15 protein-coding genes and 1 pseudogene are annotated in these 22,051 nt (G+C 66.7%); 10 read left to right on the top strand and 6 right to left on the bottom strand.

Features of this window, described 5'->3' with window-relative positions; translation table 11 throughout:
- The first annotated feature begins 79 nt into the window (after positions 1-79).
- Positions 80-2,197: a DUF2075 domain-containing protein gene (locus tag FNX44_RS04370; RefSeq protein ID WP_143646603.1), complete on the top strand. Its 2,118-nt coding sequence runs from the start codon at positions 80-82 to the stop codon at positions 2,195-2,197.
- Between the two features lie 56 nt (positions 2,198-2,253).
- Here the strand turns inward: FNX44_RS04370 and FNX44_RS04365 are convergent, their stop codons facing one another.
- Positions 2,254-2,382, bottom strand: a complete 129-nt coding sequence (locus tag FNX44_RS04365; protein WP_323369062.1) for a DUF6408 family protein — start codon at positions 2,380-2,382, stop codon at positions 2,254-2,256.
- Positions 2,383-2,759: 377 nt separating this feature from the next.
- Here FNX44_RS04365 and pglW point away from each other — a divergent pair, with 377 nt between their 5' ends.
- Together pglW and pglX are read left to right on the top strand one after the other, a co-directional pair.
- Positions 2,760-7,463, top strand: coding sequence for a BREX system serine/threonine kinase PglW (gene pglW / locus FNX44_RS04360; protein ID WP_143646595.1), 4,704 nt, complete (start codon positions 2,760-2,762; stop codon positions 7,461-7,463).
- Entirely contained in the window at positions 7,460-11,071 is a 3,612-nt protein-coding gene (gene pglX / locus FNX44_RS04355; RefSeq protein ID WP_143646594.1) for a BREX-2 system adenine-specific DNA-methyltransferase PglX, read from the top strand. The genes pglW and pglX overlap by 4 nt, the downstream gene beginning before the upstream one ends.
- On the opposite strand, the gene FNX44_RS04350 is transcribed toward pglX, so the two are convergent.
- A complete protein-coding gene (locus FNX44_RS04350) occupies positions 11,061-11,546 on the bottom strand; it encodes an ATP-binding protein (RefSeq protein WP_143646593.1) in 486 nt (161 codons plus the stop codon). The genes pglX and FNX44_RS04350 overlap by 11 nt on opposite strands.
- Positions 11,547-11,786: 240 nt before the next feature.
- Between FNX44_RS04350 and FNX44_RS04345 the strand changes: the two genes are divergently transcribed.
- From FNX44_RS04345 to FNX44_RS04335, 3 genes are all read left to right on the top strand, one after another.
- Complete coding sequence (locus FNX44_RS04345; RefSeq protein WP_143646592.1) at positions 11,787-12,617, top strand: helix-turn-helix domain-containing protein; 831 nt, start codon at positions 11,787-11,789, stop codon at positions 12,615-12,617.
- Positions 12,614-12,817 (top strand): DUF397 domain-containing protein, encoded by a 204-nt coding sequence (locus FNX44_RS04340; protein ID WP_143646591.1) that lies wholly within the window; start codon positions 12,614-12,616, stop codon positions 12,815-12,817. Before FNX44_RS04345 ends, FNX44_RS04340 begins: the two co-directional genes overlap by 4 nt.
- Positions 12,818-13,016: 199 nt before the next feature.
- Positions 13,017-13,415, top strand: coding sequence for a DUF5958 family protein (locus tag FNX44_RS04335; protein ID WP_173019111.1), 399 nt, complete (start codon positions 13,017-13,019; stop codon positions 13,413-13,415).
- A gap of 364 nt (positions 13,416-13,779) precedes the next feature.
- Here FNX44_RS04335 and FNX44_RS04330 read toward each other — a convergent pair whose 3' ends face one another.
- Positions 13,780-14,163 carry a hypothetical protein gene (locus FNX44_RS04330; RefSeq protein WP_143646590.1) on the bottom strand — a complete coding sequence of 128 codons (384 nt, stop codon included), beginning with the start codon at positions 14,161-14,163 and terminating at the stop codon, positions 13,780-13,782.
- A gap of 591 nt (positions 14,164-14,754) precedes the next feature.
- Positions 14,755-14,934 (bottom strand): annotated as a pseudogene (locus tag FNX44_RS29960) (hypothetical protein); the annotation flags it as partial.
- 244 nt (positions 14,935-15,178) lie between these two features.
- Between FNX44_RS29960 and FNX44_RS04325 the strand changes: the two are divergent.
- The 3 genes from FNX44_RS04325 to FNX44_RS04315 all read left to right on the top strand — a co-directional run bounded on the left by FNX44_RS04325 (position 15,179) and on the right by FNX44_RS04315 (position 17,073).
- Positions 15,179-15,697 carry a tetratricopeptide repeat protein gene (locus FNX44_RS04325; protein ID WP_323369061.1) on the top strand — a complete coding sequence of 173 codons (519 nt, stop codon included), beginning with the start codon at positions 15,179-15,181 and terminating at the stop codon, positions 15,695-15,697.
- Positions 15,698-15,805: 108 nt separating this feature from the next.
- Complete coding sequence (locus FNX44_RS04320; protein ID WP_143646588.1) at positions 15,806-16,327, top strand: RNA polymerase sigma factor; 522 nt, start codon at positions 15,806-15,808, stop codon at positions 16,325-16,327.
- Between the two features lie 2 nt (positions 16,328-16,329).
- The gene (locus FNX44_RS04315; protein ID WP_143646587.1) at positions 16,330-17,073 is read left to right on the top strand and encodes a hypothetical protein; all 744 of its coding nucleotides are present in this window, start codon (positions 16,330-16,332) and stop codon (positions 17,071-17,073) included.
- Between the two features lie 521 nt (positions 17,074-17,594).
- On the opposite strand, the gene FNX44_RS04310 is transcribed toward FNX44_RS04315, so the two are convergent.
- Together FNX44_RS04310 and FNX44_RS04305 are read right to left on the bottom strand one after the other, a co-directional pair.
- Complete coding sequence (locus FNX44_RS04310) at positions 17,595-18,236, bottom strand: hypothetical protein (protein ID WP_143646586.1); 642 nt, start codon at positions 18,234-18,236, stop codon at positions 17,595-17,597.
- Positions 18,233-18,847 carry a hypothetical protein gene (locus FNX44_RS04305; RefSeq protein ID WP_143646585.1) on the bottom strand — a complete coding sequence of 205 codons (615 nt, stop codon included), beginning with the start codon at positions 18,845-18,847 and terminating at the stop codon, positions 18,233-18,235. The genes FNX44_RS04310 and FNX44_RS04305 overlap by 4 nt, the downstream gene beginning before the upstream one ends.
- Before the next feature lie 599 nt (positions 18,848-19,446).
- Between FNX44_RS04305 and FNX44_RS04300 the strand changes: the two genes are divergently transcribed.
- A partial coding sequence (locus FNX44_RS04300) for a DUF6079 family protein (protein WP_143646584.1) occupies positions 19,447-22,051 on the top strand: 2,605 nt, incomplete at its 3' end.

Below are 22,051 nucleotides of genomic sequence, written 5' to 3'. Positions count from 1 at the left end.
TGCGGCCCGACGGGCTTCCCCAGGGACATGCCCCCACCCGCACGAGTCACTCGTGCCCTGGGGGAACCACCTCGTGTCCATGCTCCTGCTGAAGCTGGCAGCTCGTGATCTGCTCACTCTTGACGCGAGACGTCGAATGGTGCCGCACCTCGCGGCCCGATGGCGCCACTTCTGCGGTTCCGACGTCTCGCTCTCCGAAAGCTCCGCCTGGGCGGAAAGCCTCGTGAACCTCGCCGACGACCTGGTCGCCGCCGGTCGCGGGAACGTCGAGATGATCGTGGAGTGCGCCGCCACTCTCGACGAGCCGGTGCGCCAGGGACAGCCCAGGCTCATCGACGTCGTTCTCGTGGGGCGTCATCCTGCTGAGCACCGGCTGTCCGTCCAACTCGTCGAGCTGAAGCGTTGGTCGATGGCGACCAGGGTGGAGCAGGCCGCCGCCGAGATGGTGCACGTGCCAGGGATGGGGAGGAAGAAGAATCCTCTTCTGCAGTTGGGCGAGTCCTTCGCGGCGTTCACGAGTGACCGTGGGCCTCTGCACGGGATCGAGTTCGAGTGCGGCGGCTTTGCCTATCTCCACAACGCCACGGAGGAGTCGGTACGGGCCCTGATCGAGGTGGACGCCCCCACCGGCGCGCACGCTCGCGTCTACACTAAGAACCACCGCGACCAACTGCTCTCCGACCTCCGGGCCCACTTCGCCGAAGAGGGCGGGGCCTCTGAGGCAGAGATCCTCCTGAGGAACATGGGCCTGCGCAACACGCCGCTGCTCGACGCGATGATCCGCTCCTGCGGAGAAGACACGGTGTTCACGCTGCGAGGCCGGCAGAAGAAGGTCGCCGACCAGATCCTCGACGCTGCGGCCAAGGTCCTGCCTGATGAACGGACCCCGTCGCTTCTCCCTGACGAACGGCGCGTGGTCTTCCTGGTCAAAGGCGGAGCGGGGACGGGGAAGAGCGCCATCGGCCTGCAGGTCAAGGCGGAACTGGAAGCCAAGGGGCACTCGGTCAAGTACGCCAGCGGCAGCAGGGCCTTCAACGGGGCCCTCCAGCAGCACGTCGGCTACGGGGACCGGGAGTTCCAGGAGACCTTCAGCTACTTCAGCAGCTTTGTCACACCTCCGGATCCGCCCCTGGACGTATTGATCTGCGACGAGGCGCACCGCTTGCGGAAACGCTCGACCAGCCAGTACTGGAAGCCCGAGCAGCAGGGCACCAAGCCACAGGTCGACGAGCTTCTCGACGCCTCCCGGCTGACCGTGTTCTTCCTCGACGAGGGCCAGACAGTGCGGCCGTACGAGGTGGGCACCGGAGACCTTATCGAGGACGCGGCCGAGCGGTACGGCGCCACTCTCCTTCGCTACGAACTGAGGGAGCAGTTTCGCTGCGGTGGGAGTGACGCCTACATCCACTGGGTGCGCGCCATGCTCGGAGTGGAGGACGAAGTGCCCGAGCGATGGACGCCGGACGGCCTGATGCACGTCGAGGTGGCGGACAGCCCCGAGGAACTCGAACGTGTCATCCGCACCGAAGCGCTCGCCGGGGCCTCCGCCCGGCTCGTCGCCGGGTACTGCTGGCCGTGGACGAAGCCGATCGGCAAGGAGCGCCGGCTGGAGGCCGACGTGCGCATCGGCGGCTGGCACAGGCCGTGGAACGCGAAACACGACGCGTTCTGTGAGAACGGAGCACCACCGTCCAAGATCTGGTCCGTGCACGAGAACGGGCTCGGCCAGATCGGCTGCGTGTACACGGCACAGGGGCTCGAGTGGGACTGGTGCGGTGTGATCATGGGGGAGGACATGGTGCGGCGGGACGGCCGGTGGGTGTTCCAGCGCGGCAAGGAACGCAAGGACCCGGAGACCGGCGTGAGGAGAGTGGCCGTTCCTGGTTCCTTCGACCCGAAAGTGAAGCCCCGAAGCGTGAACGACGAGGAGTTCGCCCGGCTGGTCCGCCACGCCTACCACGTGCTGATGACCAGGGCGAGCCGCGCGACGGTGCTCTACTCGACCGACGAGGAGACGCGGGCCTACTTGAAGGACCTGGTCGGCGAGGTCCAGATACACGGTTTGCGCCCCACCTGGGAGAACCTGCCGGAGGAAGCCCGCGTGCCGCATCATCCCCGCCCGAACGGGCGGCGACGCGGCTCCCGCAGGAAGCGCCGGACCGCGGTGCCCAAGGGGCCGGACCTCCTGCTCTTCTGAGAAGCTCGGTGGCACACGGGAAGTGGCGGGCTCTCCGGGCCCGCCACTCGCCTGCGTCAGAAGAGCAGGCGCGCTGCCGCCACCACGGCCGCCACCACAAGCTGGGTGGCCGCGCCGGTGGCGACGTCGACCAGGATCTCGCGAAGCCGGTTGCGACGTGCAGGGTTGTACTCAGCGGGATTCACAGGTGTCCACTCCTTGGCGTGAGCTTGGAATGGCGGGATTGCCCTTCCGGGCATCCGCGTCACACCACGTGAAGCACGCGATGGAGACCACTCCGTCAGTCACAGCCGAGGGCCGGAGCCTGAGCACCGCCGACGTACCCTCCGGGAAGGTGCGCAGCGCGTGTCAGATTAGTGCACTCTCCGATCAGCGTTGACGATTTTCGGCCACCGGGGCAGGTGAGCGCCGACACCGCCCACCGACGCCGCGGCGGCCGGCGGGCCTGTCCGGTCGGCCAACACCTCTCCTCGCCCCGCGAGCGACTACTAGGATCTACGCCAGGGCCTGTGGCCATGGGGAACGGCGGCCCGGAGCGGAACACGAGGAGCGGGGAACAGGCATGCGGGAAGGCCGGTGGGTCACGGTCACCGAGTCCGAGTTCGAGCACGAACGCCGCGGCCTGGAGGCCATTCGGAAGAGGCTGCCGGACGCCGAGCCCTGGCGGGCATGGTCGAACTTCACCTTCACCGCGGTCGCCGGCCATGTCCGGGAGGTGGACCTGCTGGTGGTCGCGCCCGGCGGCGTCTGCATGATCGAGCTGAAGGACTGGCACGGCTCGGTCACCTCCGAGAACGGCACCTGGGTGCAGACCACTCCCAGCGGTCGGCGCCGCACGCACGGCAATCCCCTGCATCTGGTCAACCGCAAAGCCAAGGAACTGGCCGAACTGCTCACGCAGACCGGCACCAGACGCGTGTGGGTCGCCGAAGCCGTCTGCTTCACCGACAACCGCCTCCACGTGCGGCTACCAGCCCACGACCAGAACGGCGTGTACACGGTCACCGAACTGGTCGAGATGCTGGGGCAGCCCCCGCGCGACGAACGGCGCCGCGTCACGGCCCCCGGCTCCCGGGAGATCGCGGCGGCGCTGAAGAAGATCGGTATCCGCAAGAGCGACGCGCAGTACAAGGTCGGCCCCTATGAGCTGGAACGGAAGTCGTTCGACTCCGGGCCGACCTGGGTGGACTACCTCGCCCGTCACAGCGAGCTGCCGGAGGCCGCCCGCGTCCGCATCTATCTCACCGAGCGCGGCTCGGACAACTCGCTGAGGCAGTCCGTCGAGAACGCCGCCCGGCGTGAGGCCGCGGTGCTGGGCCGGTTCAAGCACCCGGGCGTGGTCGAACTCAAGCAGTACTTCCCCTCCGGCCACGCCGCCGGACCCGCGCTGATCTTCGACTACCACCCGAACACCCTGAAGCTGGACGAGTACCTGGTCCAGTACGGCGAGAAGCTGGACATCCTCGGCCGGATGGCCCTCGTGCGCCAGCTCGCGGAGACCATGCGCTCCGCGCACTCCAGCCGCATCCACCACCGCGCGCTCGCCGCCCGCTCTGTGCATGTCGTACCGCGGCCACGCGGCCTGAAGGGCCGGGCCGTCGGGGAGGACGCAGCCTGGCTCGCTCCCCGACTGCAGATCTCCGACTGGCAGATCGCCACCCAGCGCAGCGGCGACTCCTCCCAGGGCCAGGGCATGACCCGCTTCGCGCCCACCGCGCTCTCCGCCCAGCACCTCGGCGACGACGCCGACCCCTATCTCGCCCCCGAGCTGACCGCTCTGCGCCCCGATCCGGTATCGCTCGACGTCTACGGGCTCGGTGTCCTCACCTATCTCCTGGTCACCGGCAAGGCGCCGGCCGCCAGCCAGGCCGAGCTGCTGGCCCGGCTGGAGGCCGGGGAGGGCCTGCGTCCCAGTGGGCTGGTGGACGGGCTGTCGGAAGACGTGGACGAGCTGGTGCAGGCCGCCACCGCCTACCGGCCCGAGCTGCGCCTTGCAAGCGTCGACGAGTTCCTGGAACTACTCGAAGTCGTCGAGGACTCCCTGACCGCCCCGGCCGCGGCGGCCACCGACGCGGAATCGTCCGGCGAGGAAGAGGAAACGCCAGCGGACAAGGATCCGCTGGAAGCCGTCGCCGGCGACGTGCTGTCCGGCCGGTGGGAGATCCGTCGCCGCCTCGGCACCGGATCCACCAGCCGCGCGTTCCTCGTCCGGGACCTTCACGCCGAGGCCCGCGGGACCCGGCCGCTCGCCGTACTGAAGGTCGCCCTCTCCGACAGCCGCGGCGAGATCCTCAAGCGCGAGGCCGAGGCCATGGGCCGGCTGCGCCCCCACTCCGGCATCATCCGTCTCGTCGAACCCGACCCCCTGGACATCGGCGGCCGCACCGTCCTCGCGCTGGAGTACGTCGGCGACGAGCGCGACGAGCACGGGAGCACCGAGGGCGGTGGACGTCCGCGCCGCCGCGAGGAGACCGTCGCTCGCCAGCTCCGGGAGAACGGCCGCCTACAGGTCGACCAGTTGGAGGCGTACGGCGACTATCTCTTCGGCGCCGTCGACTTCCTTGAGGGCGAGGGCATCTGGCACCGCGACATCAAGCCGGACAACATCGCCATCCGCATCCGCCCCAACCGGACCCGCGAACTCGTCCTCATCGACTTCTCCCTCGCCGGCTATCCCGCGAAGCGGATCGACGCGGGCACCGACGGCTATCTCGACCCCTTTGTCGGCGTCATCACCCGCGGCTCCTACGACTCACACGCCGAGCGGTACGCGCTCGCCGTCACCCTGCACCAGATGGCCTCCGGCGAACTGCCGAAGTGGGGTGACGGCGGTGTCCCGCCCCGCATGACCGACCCGGAGCAGTGGCCGTACCCGACCATCGCAGCCGAGGCCTTCGACCCGGCCGTCATGGAGGGGCTCGTCGCCTTCTTCCGGAAGGCACTGCACCGCGACGCGGCCAAGCGGTTCCCCGAGCTGAAGCCGATGCGGGACGCCTGGCGCAAGGTCTTCCTCGACGCCTCCCAGGCGGTCCCCTCCAGCCACCGCAGCCGCCACCCGGCCGCCACCACCACCACGACCGCAGGGGAGGGAACGTCCTCCCAGGGCCCCGCCGCGACCATTGCGGACGCCGAGCCCGAGACCGCCGAACAGCAGCGCGACCGGCTCGCCGCCGAGGTGACCCGCGACACCCCGCTGACCGTCTCCGGTCTGACCCCCGCCGCCCAGTCGTTCCTCTACGGCCTGGAGATCACCACCGTCGGGGAACTCCTCGACTACAGCCGCCGCAAGCTCGTCAACGCCCCCGGCCTCGGAGCAAAGACCCGCAACGAGGTCCAGCGGCGGCAGCGGGAGTGGGGCGAGCGGCTGCGCGAGGCGCCGGTGTCCCCACTCACGGCGAAGGGGCGCGCGGAGGCCAAGGAGGAGCTGGACCAGCTCACCGCCGTCGAATCGGCCGTCGCCGGACAGCTTGTGGAGGACGGGTTCGCGGGCGCCCTGTCCGCCCGCACCCTGCGCTCGATCAGCCTCGACACCCTCGCCACCGTCTTTGTCCCCGCCGTCAACAACAACGGCTCCAACCGCAACAAGGCGGAGATGGTGCGGCTGCTGCTGCGCCTTCCCGACGAGAACGGCGTCCTGCCCGACATCGGTGTCTGGCCCAAGCAGAAGGACGTCGCCGAAGCACTCGGCCTGAGCCACGGCCGCATCCCGCAGATGCTCAAGGAGGAGCGCAAGCGCTGGAAGGCGGAGCCCGCCGTCCAGGCACTCCGCGAGGAGATCATCGACCTGCTGGTGAGCATGGGCCGGGTCGCTTCGGCTGCGGAGATCGCCGACGCACTCGCCGTCCGGCGCGGCACGCAGCTCGCCGGGCGCGAGCAGCGGCGGGCAATGGCCCTGGCGGCGGTACGGGCCGTGGTCGAGGTGGAACAACTCCTGCCGCAGGAAGCGGAGTTCCAGCACCAGCCGAACCGCAAGGCGACGGACGAGTCCCTGGGCGCCGGCCTGCTCGCCCTCGACGTACGAGAGAACGACGGCCCCGACACCCCGACCGCGCCCGGCCTGCTGGAGTACGCGACCCGCCTCGGCAGGACAGCCGACCGCCTCGCGCGGCAGGACACCCTGCCGACGGCCGCGACCGTCCTCGCCGAGCTGGGCGCGCTGACCGCCCCGCCGGGCACGGTCGACTGGGACGAGCGGCGCATGGTCGAGCTGGCCGCGGCTGCCTCCGTGAACGCCGCCGCGACCCCGCGACTGGAGATCTACCCGCGCGACCTCTCACTCGTCCGCGCGCTGCGCCTCACCCAGGCCGGACTTGTCCGCTGGATCCCCGGAATGCCGGACGGACAGCAGCCGGGCCTGACCGCCGAGACCGTGCACGAACGGGTCCGCGCCCGCTTCCCCGAGATGGTCGCCCCCGACGGACGCGGCGGCACGACCCACGACCTGCCGACCGACGGCCCGCTGACCAAGGCTCTGCGTGACGCGGGCTTTGAGCTCGCGCTGAAGATGCACGAGCAGGAGAACGTGCTGCGGTACCTCCCGATTCGGGTCGACCACGCCTCCAGCTACCGCACGATCGGCACGTCGCGACAGGCGACGACCATGGAAGCGGCGACGCGCTACGACGACCCGGAACTCGCGGACGCGGTACGCGCGGAGGAACGACTGCTCGCGTCGGCCCGCCGCGACGGCTACCGGGTGCTGACCGTACGACAGCACCGCGTCTGGGACGCCGTGCGGGAGTTGAGCTCGCGGCGGTTCGGCGCGCACGTGCTGTCGGTGACGGAACTGTTCCTCCATGCCCTCCGAGCACAGGTCACCCCGGGCACCAAGCCCACATGGGAGACCCTGCTCAAGGCGGACGCCGCCGAGCCGGGCTCGAAGAGCGCGGTCCGGTTCGCCGAGTACACGCGCACGGCGTGGGGCTCGGTCGAGCCCCGCATCGCGGAGCTGCTTCGCGGCGACGACGGGGGTGGCGGATCTGGCGGTGCCCGTCCCGTACTCCTCACGGAGGCGGCGGTGTTCGCGCGGTACGACGCGATGGGCGTACTCGACCGGCTTGCGGCGGTGGCCCGCCAGGGCGGACGCGGCCTGTGGCTCCTGACTCCGCAACCCGACCCCTCACGGGAGCCCCGACTCGGACAGGTGGCCGTGCCGTACCAAGCCGGCCTGGGGGAGTGGATCGAACTACCGGACAACTGGGTGCTCAACAAGCACCGAGGTGCCGGCGACATGGTGGCAAGTGGCGTCGAGGGAGACGACAAGTGATCGACCGCAAGGCTCTGTTGGACGACCTCAAGCAGCAGGTCAAGGCGGTCGAGGCCGACCTCGGACGACAGGTGAAGGCGCTGACGGACGTCGGCGCGCGGCTGAGGTCCGAATACGACCGGGCACGCAAACTCGGCCGCACAGCGGCGACATGGAACTCCTGGCTTGACGAACGGATCACCCAGGTCGCCGTGGCATGGGTCCTCGGAACGGTCTTCGTACGCTTCTGCGAGGACAACCGCCTGATCCCAGAGCCCTACCTCACCGGCCCGGACGGCGACCGCCGCGAGCTGGCCGAGTCGCGCTACGACGCGTACGTGGAGACGGACGAGGACCCGACCTACCGGGGCTGGCTGGAGAAGGCCTTCGAGGAACTGGGCCAGGGCCAGGCCGGCCGCTTCCTCTTCGACAAGCGCCACAACCCCCTGTACCAGATCCCGCTGTCCCACGACGGCGCACGAGACCTGGTCGAGTTCTGGCGAGGGCGCGACGAGGCGGGCGCCCTCCTCCACGACTTCACCGACCCGCTGAGCGAGGACGGCACCTCCGGGTGGGACACCCGATTCCTCGGTGACCTCTACCAGGACCTGAGCGAGGCCGCCCGGAAGACGTACGCGCTGCTCCAGACCCCGGAGTTCGTAGAAGAGTTCATCCTCGACCGGACAATGAACCCGGCGGTACGCGAGTTCGGCTACGAAGAACTGAAGATGATCGACCCCACCTGCGGGTCGGGACACTTCGTGCTCGGCGCCTTCCGCCGCCTCGTCCGCCTCTGGGCGGAAGACCACCCGGGACGCGACGTCCACGAGCGCGTGCGCGCCGCACTGGACTCAGTCCACGGCGTCGACATCAACCCCTTCGCGGTAGCCATCGCCCGCTTCCGCCTGCTGGTCGCGGCCATGGCCGCCAGCGGCGTGCGAACGCTGGCGAAAGCGGCGAAGTACGACTGGCCGATCCACCTGGCAGTGGGCGACTCCCTCATCAAGGCCCGGCAGCTTAGTCTCTTCGAGAGTGTTGATGGGGAGGACGAACTGGCGGAACTAGCTTACACGACTGAGGACGTGCACGAGCACTTGCGAATTCTGCAGCAGGGTCGCTATCACGTGGTGGTTGGAAACCCGCCGTACATCCAAGTGGCAGACGCCAGTCTCAATAAGATCTACCGGGAGTTGTATGATGCTTGCGCTGGCGGGTACGCTCTCTCGGTTCCTTTTGCGCAACGCTTCTTCGAACTGGCAAAATGTGATGTCTCTGCCGGGTGTGGGCGCGGCATGGTTGGACAGATCACGGCGAACTCCTTTATGAAGCGCGAGTTCGGGAAGAAGCTAATCGAGGATTTTTTCGCGCACAAGGTTGAACTGACGGAGGTCATCGATACTTCAGGTGCGTACATCCCTGGCCATGGAACTCCCACAGTCATTCTGGTAGGGAAGCCACGTGAAGGTGCCGCGCCTTCGGCCACGATTCGAACGGTGCGAAGTGCTCGGGGAGAACCTGCCGCACCGGAGAACGGTGAAGAAGGTTTGGTGTGGTGCGCGATCGAGGCGCAAGTTGACGAACCGGGATCTGTGAGTCAATGGGTTTCGGTGGATGATCTAGAGCGGAATCAATACTTCGGGCGCCACCCTTGGGTTCTTGTCGCCGGCGGTGTTGAGGTCCTGGAGCAAGTAAATGCCGCGTCACCGGGATGTCTGAGAGAGGCTGTAGAAAGCGTAGGGCGAACGACCTCGACTGGGGCAGATGATATTTTCCTGCTTCCTGATATGGCGACAGTGCGGCGGGTTGGTATGGTGGAAAGAGTCCGCTCATTGGTCGTTGGTGACCTCGTTCGAGATTTCCAGTGCGGCGAGCCTATTCCTGTCCTCAATCCTTATACCGATAGGAGGCAGGAGCATTTGTTGCCTCCAGGAGACCATGTGGTTGAGCGAATGCTATGGGTGGACCGTGCCCGTCTGAGTCGACGCAAGATCTTCGGTAAAACGTTGGTCGAAAATGGGCGTGCATGGTACGTGCACTTGGAGAACTATAGTAGCAAGTTGGATAACGACCGAGGAATCGCCTTCCCGTTTGTTGCGACGCATAATCACTTTGTGTTCGAGCGGAACGGTTGGCTCTTCAATCGAACCGCACCGGTGATCAAATTGCGAGAGGGGGTTTCTGAGGAGGAGCATCTTCGGTTGCTCGGGCTGCTTAACAGCTCGACAGCTGGATTCTGGCTTAAAATGGTTAGCCACGACAAGGGGATTCGCGGAGAAGGGGGTGGATTCACCAGTGACGACTGGGAGCGCTTCTATGAGTTCACGGGAACAAAGATTCAGGAGTTTCCACTCCCGGCCGAACCGCCTACCGCTTACTCCGCCGCCCTCGACGCCCTCGCTCAGCAGCTCACTGCCACGAGTCCTGCTGCTGTAACAGGCAAGTCGGCCCCCACCGCCAGTGCACTTCGCGAAGCCAGGGCATCCTGGGAGTCTACTCGCGCTCGCATGGTCGCTTTGCAAGAAGAGCTCGACTGGCAGGTTTACTCGCTTTACAACCTCCACTCCGACGACCTCCGCGTCTCCAAGGACCCAGATAATCCCAACATCCCTGAGCTTGCGCTTGGTGAGCGTGCGTTCGAGATCGCTCTCGCCCGTCGTGTAGCCGCAAATGAGGCCAGCGACGAGTGGTTCAAGCGGCATGGCTCTACTCCCATCACGGAGGTCCCAGACCACTGGCCCGCCTCATACCGCGAGATCGTCCAGAAGCGGATTGACGCGATCGGGTCGAATCGGGCCATCAACATGGTCGAGCGACCCGAGTACAAGCGGCGCTGGGCCACCGAAGGGTGGGACACGCTTCAGGCGAAGGCGCTGCGGTCTTGGTTGCTTGACCGGATGGAGAACCGTGACCTCTGGTTCGACGAGAGCGGTCAGCCCGCCATCCTCACCTTGGCCCGCCTGACGGACGCGCTCTCGCGTGACGAGGACTTCGCCTCTGTCGCCAAGCTCTACGCGCCCCGCAAGGAGCTCGCCAAGGTCGTCGCTGAGTTGATCACAGACGAGCACGTGCCGTTCCTGTCCGCGCTGCGCTACAAGCCCTCGGGGCTGAAGAAGCGGGCTGACTGGGAGGAGGTGTGGGACCTCCAGAGGAAGGAGGACGCCGCGCCGGACGAGCCCGCGAAGCGGAAGATCCGGGACTCCATCCCCGTACCGCCGAAGTACACGGCTGCAGACTTCCTCCGCCCCTCCTACTGGAGGGCGCGCGGCAAGCTCGACGTGCCCAAGGAGCGATTCATCTCCTATGGGCAGACCAACGCCGCCACCCCCGAGCTGTACGGCTGGGCCGGCTGGGACCACCGGGAGCAGGCGCAGGCTCTCGCCACATATTTCACCAATACGGCGCTCTCCACTGAGGAGATCACCCCGTTCCTCGCCGGACTGCTGGAACTCGAGCCGTGGCTGTTCCAGTGGCACAACGAGTTCGATGTCCTCTACAGCGGCTCCCCGGCGGACTTCTTCGCCGGGTACCGCCAGCAGAAGCAGGGCGAGTACGGGCTCACCGACGACGACCTCCGCGACTGGCGGCCCCCGGCCGCGACGCGGGGCCGTCGTGCAGGCGTCAAGAAGTAGCGGGCAGTGGCTCGGCGTCGGCTTTGTATGTCGATGCCGAGCCCTCCGGGCATGGGGCCTCCCGGTGCGTGTGTGGGTGGCCTCCAGCCTGTACGCGCAGTTCTGCCCATACGGTCTTGCCGGGGGCGGCGGGACGTGGCGTGACGCCCCAGTCGTCCGCGAGGGCGGCGACGAGGTGGAGGCCCCGTCCGGACTCGGACGTGGGGTCGAGAACCCGGGGCGTGGACGGGGGTTGCTTCTCTGCGCGCGTGTCGGTCACTTCGACGCGGAAGGTCTTGTCGACCATGGTGAGTTGGAGGTAGAAGTCTCGGCCGGGTACACGGCCGTGGCGGACCGCGTTGGCGCTGAGTTCCGCAGCGATGAGAGTGAGCGTCTCGTTGACGGGGGTCGTATACGGGTGACCCCACTTGTTCAGGCGGTGTGACACGAGCCTGCGGGCGAGGCGGGCGCCGCGCGGCGTCGCGGTGAAGCGCATGCTGAACAAGTGGTCCGGTGCGGACAGCTGTGACGCGTGCCCGTTCGGGGGAGTTGCCAAATTCATGCGGTCAACGTTTGCGGACTCTGCGTAGCCTTGACCAGGAGCGACGCACTGACGGGTACGGGCTGTACGCGTGGGCGGTGTGCTTGTAGGCAGCGCGAGGCGTGACCGGATAACGGGGCCGCGCGTTGGGTGACGGTTCGGCAGCTGCGGCGGGCTGTAGAGAGGAGCGGCGGAGTGAGCGACGAGGTTCAGCAGCCGGAGCACGAGTCGGGCACGGGCGTCCTGTGGTTGTTTGGGCGGCAGTTGAAGCTGTTGCGGGAGCGGGCGGGCATGGACCGGGCGAAGCTCGGTTCGCTGACCGGGTACTCGGCCTCGACCATCGCGTCGTTCGAGCAGGGGAGGCGGATCCCGCCGCCGAAGTTCATCGACCGGGCCGACGAACTGGTGGGAGCGGGCGGAGTGCTGAGCGCAAGCAAGCCGGAGGTGGCTCGGGCCCAGTATCCAGCGTTCTTCAGAGATGCAGCCAAGTTGGAGGCCGAGGCGCTTGTACTGCAGGTCTACGCCGTACACGCGGTACCAGGGCTTCTACAGACCGAGCAGTATGCGCGGGCGATCTTCGCCATGTGGCGACCGCAGCTGGAAGAAGAGGTGATCGAGCAGAGGCTGACCGCCCGCTTGGCACGACAGGAGATCTTCGAACGACGGCCTGCCCCGCGACTGAGCTTTGTGATCGAGGAGGCTGTACTCATGCGTCCGCTCGGAGGCGAGGCGGCTTGGCGGGGGCAGCTGGAGCATCTCCTACTCATCGAGGAGAAGCGGAACGTCGAGATCCAGGTCATGCCGATGTCCTGTCAGGAACACGCGGGACTGGCCGGCCCGTTCACCTTGATGGAGATGAAGGATGGGCGCAGGATCGCCTACGCGGAGGTGCAGGGCGACAGCCGGGTCCACACCGAGCGTCAGAAGGTCCGAGAGCTTGAATGTACGTACGGGTCCCTACGCGCGCAGGCACACACTCCGGCAGAATCGCGTTCGTTGATCGAGAAGCTGTTGGGAGAGAGATGAGCGGGGAGAAGACCAGGCCCGGTCTGGGCACACTGACCTGGGTCAAGAGCAGCTACAGCGCCGGTAACGGCGGCGAGTGCGTCGAGGTCGCCGCCGGCACCGGCAGGGTTCATGTCCGCGACTCGAAGGACACAGCCCGCCCAGGGCTGACGGTGCAGCCCACGGTTTGGGCGACCTTCGTGCAGTTCGCGGCGCACTGACAAGCACGGGACCGGGGCAGGCGGCGTGTCTGCCCAGGAGTCGCACAAGTCAGAAGGGGCTCACGGAGGTGCCCCGGGGGACTCGCCGCCCAGCCGTGATCGCTTGCTGGGCCGACGACGCCGAGGGCGCGGCCGACCTCGCGGTGCCGCTCGGAATGCTGAACACTGCGGAGCGGCGTCTGTCCCACGAAAGGCAGCCATGAACGAACGCGACGCTCTGCTCAACGAGTTCGCGCAGGGACTGCGTCCGATGTCAGAGGGCGTCGCATGGTTCGACGGCCTCCGCGAGGAAGAGCAGCCTGAGGTGCTGCGCTGCCTCCGCCATCACTGTGTCCAGGCGCGTGCCCTCACCGAGGACGCACCGGAGAGCATCCGCCGTGCCGGGCTGCGCCCGACGCATACGCCTGCAGTGCTGCTTTCGAGAGGTCGGATCGACGAGCAACTGGGGAAGATCGCCGGGCTCGAGCCTCTCGACGAGCGCCGAAAGGCGTTCCGGCTGCTGATCGTGCTGCTCTCGATCGCCGACCGGCGCCGCCGTGATCGCTTCTGCTCCGACGGATGCGGCCACTGGTGGCACCAGCTATCCCAGACCGAGTGATCCGCGGCAAGGAGAGTAGGCCACCGCGAGGCGCCCACTCGAAGCAACCTCCTTGTTTCACCACCTCCGAGCCAGGGTGGTGGGCCCCGCCCCAACCTGGGCACGTGGACGGGACGAGGTGCGGCCTGTGAGGCGGACGCTGTGTGAACGGGCGGCCAACCGGGTCGCCTACGGGAGCGACAGATCGTGCTCGATGGGGCACTTGTCCTGTCGGAGGTGCAGTCGGCACAGATCTTGGAGCGCGGCGACGGGGAAGGTCATCGTCGCTGACTCCCTGTACGTAGGCTGGAACTACCGCGAGGTCTTGGTGCCCCAGGCCCGCTCCCGTGTGACCTCCCGACTGTACTGGTTCAGTACGCCCTCGCTACCAGATCCACATTGCGCCGAGGTCAGAGGTACGGCCGCTCTTGTCGACGCCGACCAGGTGGACCGCCTCCGGGTCGCCGGTGGAATCGGAGTCCAGCGGGATGGCGAAGCGGTCCTCACCGAAGTCCAGGGCGAGAATCCGACCCGGATCCAGTTCGTAGCCGTCGACGGTCTTGCCGATGTAGCAATGCATGAGCTCCAGCGACCCCGGTGCGGGGAAGCGCCACTCGCGGCCCCCGTACACGCCCACGGGGTCGCTCAAGGCCCGCAGAACCGGCCCATCGAAGTGCAGCTCTACGTAGTCACGCACGAAGGACACGGCACTGACCTCCAAGCCCATCAGCAGCTGGAGTGGCTCGTCCGAGTCCTGCGCAGTGGTCACAAGCTCATGCTGCCAGAAGTCTCCGCTCACCCCGTTACGCGTCCGGTCGCGGTCGACTCGGTACGGAATGGCCAACTATCGGTCGCCGCCACGACGCCCCGTTTCAGCCTCCTTCGGACATGGACATCAGTCTGCGAGATCTTCCTTCAACGCTGGTGCTCCCCTTCGCTCGGGGCGAGTGGACGCGGGCCAGGATGTCCACGCACCGGTTGCCCAACCGTGGGCGTGGGCGAGGTCGCGCGACTGAGGGTGGGCTGCCTCCACGATCGCCGCTCGCTTCCCGGTCGCCCAGCTGAACACACCGTGGCGGCGTCGCGGCGTCCTGCTGCTGGCTACTCGGTCGCCTCGGCACGGCCCGGGGGAGATGCAGCCACTTCGGGGTCATTCCGCGCAGACAGCAGTTCTGCGGCGGGCTGGTGTGCGCAGGGCGGGAGGAGGCTGCAGGCGTCCTGTGCCGCCTGGCCGGCGCGGCCGTAGACGAGCCTGTCGCGGCGTACGTGCGGTTGGACGGATGCCGTCTGGTTTCCGCTCGCTCATTCGGGGGATCGGGGTGGACTGGGGGAGTGCGCCTGAACGCGGAGGCCCTGGGGTGGGGAGGTGAGTGCCGAGCGAGTGGGTGAGGTCCCGGCCGATGACGGCGATGTCCCCGTTGTCGAGTTCCCAGATATCGGGGCAGTCAGGAGTTCCGGTTGTGTTCCCCAGTTCCTGGGGTGACTTTCCCAGACGTCTCTTGAAACCCGTGGTCGGATCTGCTTCCCATGGCCTGGTCATCGGCTTCGCCGCCTCGAACGTTCCGGTGGCGCTACGGTAGCAGTGGACACGCCGGACTGACCATGCGTCAGGTTCGTCCTGTGGCGGAAATGGCGCCGAATAATGCCTCCTTGTCTCGTACTGTTCAGGAGTGCGACGATATTGATCAGGAGGGGAACCGGGTCAAGGTGCGGCCCGCGGGTGGAAGCCGCGGTGTCGGGAAACCGGATAAACGGGTGAATGGAGGGGTGTTCGTGGACCCGAGGTGCGCGCCCTCCTGCGCGCCACTGTCACCGGTCGTCGCACGGCACTGGGCGCCGCGCATCCACTGACCCTGCGCTCCCGCGCCAGCCTGCTGGAGATGTTGCCCGCTTCCCAGACGGTCACAGAGGAAGACGGCGCGCTGCTTCTGCTGCCTGCGGAATGCGCCCGACTGCTCGGCCCCGATCACACCGTGACGCTCGGCGCCGCACACAACCACGCCTGGGCGCTGTACCTCCTGGGCCGCTTCAACGAGGCCGACGAGGAGATGCGGCTCGTCACCGAAAGGTACGTGCGGTGCTTCGGCCCCGACTACCCGCTCGTGCTCGCGGCGCGGCAGCTGCTCGCCCGGACCTGGACCGCGCTCGGCCACGTCGCTGAGGGGATCGAGCTGATGACCGACGTCGTCGCGAGGCGGGAACGCGGTCTGGGCCCCGAGCACCCCTTCACCGTCGCAAGCCGACGCCTCCTGGACGAGTTCCGCTCGGGCCGATGGCACCCACCGCAGCCGCCCAGCGGGTGAGGTCCGAACCGGTGGACTTCGCTGGCCGTCCAGACGTTCTGCCTCCGGATCGAACGTTCCCGCGTGCTGCTGCGTCGTAGGGGTGGCTGCCAGAAAGGGAGGGCGCAGTTGTCGCGGACGAGAGCGGACAGCGGACGACCGGAGTTGCTGGACGCGGACCAGGAGGAGCGGGTACGTGCCGTACTCGCGCTCGGCGGTGTGCCGTACGCCGATCTGCAGGACGGAGTCCAGCAGGTCAGATTGCGGTTACTGGAGCGGTTGGAGCGCGGCGGCGAGCCGCCGCGGAACGTCTCCGCCTGGGTTGCGGTGGTGGCGTCGAACCTGGCGATGGACTGGCACCGGTCCGTCCGCCGCCGTAGACGTCTGGAGGAAAGGCTCGGCGCTCTTCGGAACGTCGCGGGAGAAGGGGACGGCGGTGAGGAGACCCGCGTGCGGGCCCTCGCGGTCGCTCGGGCCCTGGAACGGCTGCCGGACGCTCAGCGGCAGGTGGTGGTGCTGCGGTTTCACGCAGACCTGTCAGTCCGGCAGATCGCGGGTGAACTGGGCGTTCCTGAAGGAACGGTGAAGAGCAGACTGCACGCGGCAGTACGGAGCCTTCGTACCGTGCTGCACGATGTCGAGGCGGTGTGACGATGGGACACAAGGACAACGGCGCGGCTGGTGAAGGCGGCTCCCGGCCTGTGGAAGATCCGCTGATGTACGTGCTCACGGACGAACCGGTGCCCGAGGAGAAGTCCCGCGATGCCGCCTTCATGCGGGACTACCGAGCAGCGGGCGAGGACGTGGCTTTGCTGCGGGCGGACCTCGATCGGATCGGCCAGGCTCTGTGCCGTGAGTCTGTCGCCCAAGACTTGGGCGAGGGAGGGGTGATGATCCCCGCCGTGACGTCCCGGGTTCGCCGGCGGTGGGCACTCGTGGTGGCCGCCGCGGTGGTGGTGAGCGCCGGGATAGTCGTCGCAGGTGGGGTACGCGGCGGCGGACAAGGTGAGGGAAGCCCTCCGGGGGCTGCTCTGACCGAGGTGGGACAGCTGGCCTGCGCCGAGGTCGTGGCGGAGGGCACCGTAGTGGACACCGAGCCGGAGGACGACGCGGTGAAGGTGACGCTGGTGGTCGACCGCTACTACAAGCCTGAGCGGGGCGAGCGGACGTACTCGTTCTCCGCGCCACAGAGGGAGGCTGAAAGCTGGACGGGCAGCAAGCTACTCGTGCTGGTACCCCAGCCTGACAGCGGAACGCCGTCTGTCTTCAAGGAAGGTGAGCCGGCGCCCCCCGGCGCGGCGGCGGACGAAGCAACTGACGCCCTGGTGTGGGGCCGCGGGTTTGTGACGAAGTGGCTGGAGGAGTCACTGGGCAAGCCGTGCCCGGTCGATCACTGAGCGACCGCAGCCCTCGGTGTGGGCAGAACCGTTGCAGAAGAAGCAGCGGGGGTCGGGGGCTCACGTACACGAGATCCAACCCCCGCTGCTCTAGCCACGCAGCAGGAGGTGTGACGCTTCACTTCGAGACGGTTGTTCTGTCCTTTGGATCGGTACGTATGCCAGGAAGATTTGTACCGCAACTCTCCTCGATGTATCGCCCGATTCGGTTGCCGGCCCGACGTTCGTTTTCGGTGACTTCACGTTCCGGCTCCTCGGCGCTGCGCACGAGGATTCGGAAGTCCTTGCGGAGTGACTCGGGAGCGGCCTCAGCCAGTCGATTCAGCGTGGCTACTCTTTCTCCGTCCGTGACTGCATGAGGATCACTGACTGCAAAGGCGGCAGTGTCGGCGCAGAACTCGTCACTTGGCGGTGGCAGCGCGGCGTGAGTAGGCTCGGCCTTGCCGCAGGCGCCGAGGAGAAGTATTGCTGCGGTCGCAACAGTCAGGGCGCTGGCGTGTGTGTTCGCCCGCCTGGCCGGGTCAGAGCTTTGCATTGACGGCTTTGATGTCATGATTGTCCAGCTTCTGCGGCCATCCGGAGGTAGTCAGATAGGTCTGCATGCAGGAGTTGGTGTTCGAGTCCGGGCAGAACGGCTTCGATCCTGGGCCGCGATGGCCCAGGTTTCCGGTGTGTCCGATCTCATGACATCCCAGCGATCGCCACTGCGCTGCGGTTCTGCCATTCATCCTGTACTCATTGAAGAAGACCAGGATTTTGTCGCATTTTCCGTTCCACCAGTTCTTTTTCTCGCACCGGGCCCAGCCGAAGTAGTCCGCGTTTCCTTTGTTTCCCCACCAGTCACGTAAACGTACATCGGTCCACTTGTCTGTCCAGTGCGTGGAGATCTTGGTACGTTCGAGCTGAGCCTTTCCGTGGTTTGACGCCTTGTTTGCGGCGGAGTTGAGGTGGTACTTCTGAAAGTACTGGCCAGAGTTGTCCGGTTCTATTCCAGATCCGCCATGCTTCGCTGCCGCGTTGGGCGCGAGGATGATGTGCATCAGTGCGACGACTGCGAGGCCGGTTGATGTTCGTGCTGCGGTTCGACGTGCTCGGGTTCTCATGGGTGACTCCCTGGTCGTGCCGTTGCCCTCGGGGTGGACGGTGCGATGTTCTTCGCTCACTCAGGTAGTGCGGCAACCTGGCCAGCGCTATATGCCTTTGAAGCTCGTTCCACTTCGGTCGTGAGCTGTTTGAAGGTCATCTTCTCAATGTCCTCGAGAAGCTTGTCGTCGTGCGCGGTGGGTTGCAGCTTTTCGCCGGTGACAATGACGCGCCCCTGGGAATTGACCAGCGAGTATCCTTCGTCGTTGGCGGTCAAGAAGTAAACACCTCGGTCCCCCGGAGTCGTCCACGTCACTCCGTTGACCTGTACGCCATCACCCTCTGTATTCCATTCACCTTCGGTGATCTGGAGAGTGGTTTCCTTGGTGTCTTTCTTGGCGTGCAAGACATCGGCGACCTTGAGAGTGACCAGCCGGGCGCGGGATACGCATTCCGTTCCGTGATCGCTTTCATCGTTCTCGCATGGGCCCGCTTCCGCCTTTACGACCTCGGCCTCTACCACTAGGTCGGAAGTAGCCACCATCGTAGGCAGGTCCGAGAAGTGTCTGACCTCTGCTGCCTCGGCAGTGATCTCCGGTCGATCGGTCAGTTTCGTATCTTTGGTCTCGGTGCTGCCATCCGAGCAGGCGCTCATAGCGGTGATGGCTAACGTCACGGAGCCGACCGCCATCCATCGAGCTCGGTTTGCGCGCCGATCCCGCATGGGGAGCCAGGACATCGATAGCCTCCTTGAGTCGATGCGCGCGTCAAGGCTGCGCAGGTGTGGAACTTATGAAGGCACATGTTGGCGCGGAGAGGCTAGTTGTTAATCGCCTATGGCTGTGAGTTTTCGATTCCTGGCTGGAAGTCGTCAAAGGGCATTATGTGGAGTACTTGGTTCCTTTTGTCGAGGCGGGCGGATCTGAGACGGGCATTGGGTGGCCGGCAGTGCCATAGGACCGCTTGGGTCAGTGCCGGGGTACCTCGAGGTGACGTTCTTTGGAGAGGTCCCGAGACAGCATTCGGGCGGCCTGCTTCGTCAGATGGACGACGTGGTGACTGTCGGTGTGCCGAGGTAGGGTGCTGTGCGCAGGTGGCGGCAGGACTGATCGTTCAGCGCGAGGGGGCCATGGAGCGCACGCGACCACGGCATGCCTTCCCCGCCACGGTCGGCCTTCGGAGTGTGGTTTCCGTCCCGGTGGAACGCGAGCTGTCCTCCCCTCGCCGTCGCAGTGCGTACGACTAGCAGCCAGAACGCATCGAACACCGTAGGGAGAGCGAGAACCGACAATGGCCCAGCAGCCCCTCCTCCGCGATGTCATCGACATCAAGGAGTCCATCTCCACGTCGGACTTCGTACTGTCCCTCGCGGAGGCGACGACACCTGAGGGCGCTGGACGTGCGCTCAGGGACTACGTCGTCACCGAGCGGCTGCTGGAGAACTTCGACGAGGCGCTGGCCCTGATCAAGTCCGCGCTGGACGGGCATCGTTCCAAGGCGGCTTACCTGCACGGCTCCTTCGGATCCGGTAAGTCGCACTTCATGGCCGTGCTGTACGCGCTGTTGAGCGGCGACCCGGCAGCGCGCGCACGTACCGAGTTCGACCCGGTGCTGACCAAGCACGAGTGGCTGAGCACGGACGGCAAGAAGTTCCTGCTCGTGCCCTATCACATGCTCGGCGCGAAGGCGCTGGAGCAGCGTGTGCTCGGCGGGTACGTCACCCACGTCAAGAAGCTGCACCCCGAGGCGCCGACCCCGCAGGTCTACCGGACCGACTCCCTCTTCGCGGACATCAGCGCGATGCGCGCCCACATGGGCGACGAGGCGGTTATCAGGGGGCTTGGCAGTGGCGAGGACGAGGAGGGCGAGGAGGACGAGTGGGGTGAGGGCTTCAGCTGGACACCGCAGCTTCTCGACACCGCGCTTGCCGCCGAGGAGAACCACGAGGCGGGCACCCCGCTCGACCTCCGCAACCCCTCGACCCCGGCCGAGCTGCGCGCCAAGCTGGTCAACGACGCCAGTACGAACCTGCTGCCCGGCTTCACCAAGAACGCCGTGGAGGACGAGCACGGCTTCATTTCGCTGGACGCCGGGCTCTCCGTCATCGCCGAGCACGCCAAGTCGCTCGGGTATGACGGCCTGATCTTGTTCATGGACGAGTTGATCCTCTGGCTGGCCACTCTCATCCACGACCAGAAATTCGTCGCGCGTGAAGCCAGCAAGATCACGAACTTCGTCGAGGGCGGAGACGCTCGACGCGCCATTCCCGTCGTGTCTTTCATCGCCCGCCAGCGCGACCTGCGCGAGCTCGTCGGCGATGAGGTGTCCGGGGCCGCCGAGTCGTCCATCCAGGACACTCTCAACCTGGCCTCCGGCCGGTTCGACAAGATCACCCTGGAGGACCGCAACCTCCCGCAGATCGCCCACGCGCGCATCCTCAAGCCCAAGGACGAGGACGCGGCCAAGCTCGTCGACTCGGCCTTCGAGCACACCAAGCGGGTCGGCCCCCAGGTCTGGGACACCCTGCTCGGCTCGGAGAAGGGCACGACCGGCGCCGACGCGGAGTCGTTCAGGCTGACGTACCCGTTCTCGCCGGCGTTCATGGACACGCTCGTCCACATCTCGTCAGCGCTGCAGCGTTCCCGTACCGGTCTCAAACTGATGGGCCAGCTCCTCGCCGACCACCGCAACGAGATCCGTCTCGGCCAGCTTGTGCCTGTCGGCGATCTCTACCCGGTGATCGCGGAGGGCGGCGACAAGCCGTTCACCGACAGTCTGAAGGTCGTCTTCGAGGCCGCCGACAAGCTGTACAAGACCAAGCTGCGGCCGTACCTGCTCTCCTCGAACGACATCACCGAGGACGACGTCGAGCAGTACCGCAACCGGCCCGAGTCCCTCACCGATCCGCAACGCGCCCACCGTTGCCGGTCGTTCGTCGGTGACAACCGGTTGGTGTGCACCCTGCTGCTGTCGGCGCTCGCGCCCAGTGTGCCCGCGCTCTCGGAGCTGACCATCAGGCGGCTCGGCGCGCTCAACCACGGGTCGGTCCTCGCGCCCATCCCCGGCGCCGAGGTTGGCATCATCAAGAACAAGGTCGCCGAGTGGGCCGCACGTTTCCCGGAGATCAAGGAGACCGGAACAACCGCCAACCCCGGTGTGCGGCTGGAACTTTCGGGTGTTGACCTGGACTCCGTCATCGCCAACGCACAGGTCAACGACAACCCCGGCAATCGTGGAGCGCTCGCCCGGCGCCTGCTGTCCGAGGAGTTGGGTGTCGAGCACGGCCGGCTCAGCGAGCAGATCGGCTTCACCTGGCGTGGCACAGCCCGAACCGCCGAGATCGTATTCGGTAACGTCGCGGACGAGGACGAGGTGCCCGACCACGACCTGATGCCGCATGAGGAGGGCCGTTGGCGCATCGTCATCGACCTTCCCTTCGACGAAGGCGAATGGGGGCCGGTCGAGGACGTCAACCGCATTCAGCGGCTACGCGAGCGGCAGCAGGGTGAGCGGTCGCTCACGGTCGCCTGGCTCCCCGCCCACCTCTCCGCGCAGCGCTTCGGCGACTTCCGGCGTCTGGTCGTCATCGACAAGGCCCTCGCCGACGAGCACCGTTTTGACACCCAGTACGCCGCCCATCTGAACGCCGACAACCGCAGCCGCGCCAAGGGACTGCTCGAGACCCAGCGCGAGGCGCTGCTCAAGCAGGTCAAGAGCGCCTTCAAACAGGCGTACGGCCTCGCCCAGAAGCAGGCCTCGGATGTCGTCCCCGACTTCGACGACCACCTCGTCGCCCTGCCCGACGTCGACGGACTCACCCTCTCCTTCGGGCAGAGTCTGCACGACGGTATCCGGCACATCGCGGGGAAGCTGCTCGCCCACCAGTACCCCGCCC

Origin of the sequence: Streptomyces alkaliterrae, assembly GCF_007097205.2 — a bacterium.
GTDB classification, from domain to species: Bacteria; Actinomycetota; Actinomycetes; order Streptomycetales; family Streptomycetaceae; genus Streptomyces; species Streptomyces alkaliterrae.
Note: the sequence above shows the minus strand (reverse complement) of the source record. Positions and strands in the feature narration are given on the sequence as shown.

Excerpts from the sequence above, each read along its gene's own strand:
- FNX44_RS04315 (WP_143646587.1), top strand. The coding sequence starts at position 16,330 with ATGGGACACAAGGACAACGGCGCGGCTGGTGAAGGCGGCTCCCGGCCT.
- pglW (WP_143646595.1), top strand. The coding sequence starts at position 2,760 with ATGCGGGAAGGCCGGTGGGTCACGGTCACCGAGTCCGAGTTCGAGCAC.
- FNX44_RS04340 (WP_143646591.1), top strand. The coding sequence starts at position 12,614 with ATGAGCGGGGAGAAGACCAGGCCCGGTCTGGGCACACTGACCTGGGTC.
- FNX44_RS04350 (WP_143646593.1), bottom strand. The coding sequence starts at position 11,546 with ATGCGCTTCACCGCGACGCCGCGCGGCGCCCGCCTCGCCCGCAGGCTC.
- FNX44_RS04305 (WP_143646585.1), bottom strand. The coding sequence starts at position 18,847 with ATGGCGGTCGGCTCCGTGACGTTAGCCATCACCGCTATGAGCGCCTGC.
- FNX44_RS04370 (WP_143646603.1), top strand. The coding sequence starts at position 80 with ATGCTCCTGCTGAAGCTGGCAGCTCGTGATCTGCTCACTCTTGACGCG.
- FNX44_RS04335 (WP_173019111.1), top strand. The coding sequence starts at position 13,017 with ATGAACGAACGCGACGCTCTGCTCAACGAGTTCGCGCAGGGACTGCGT.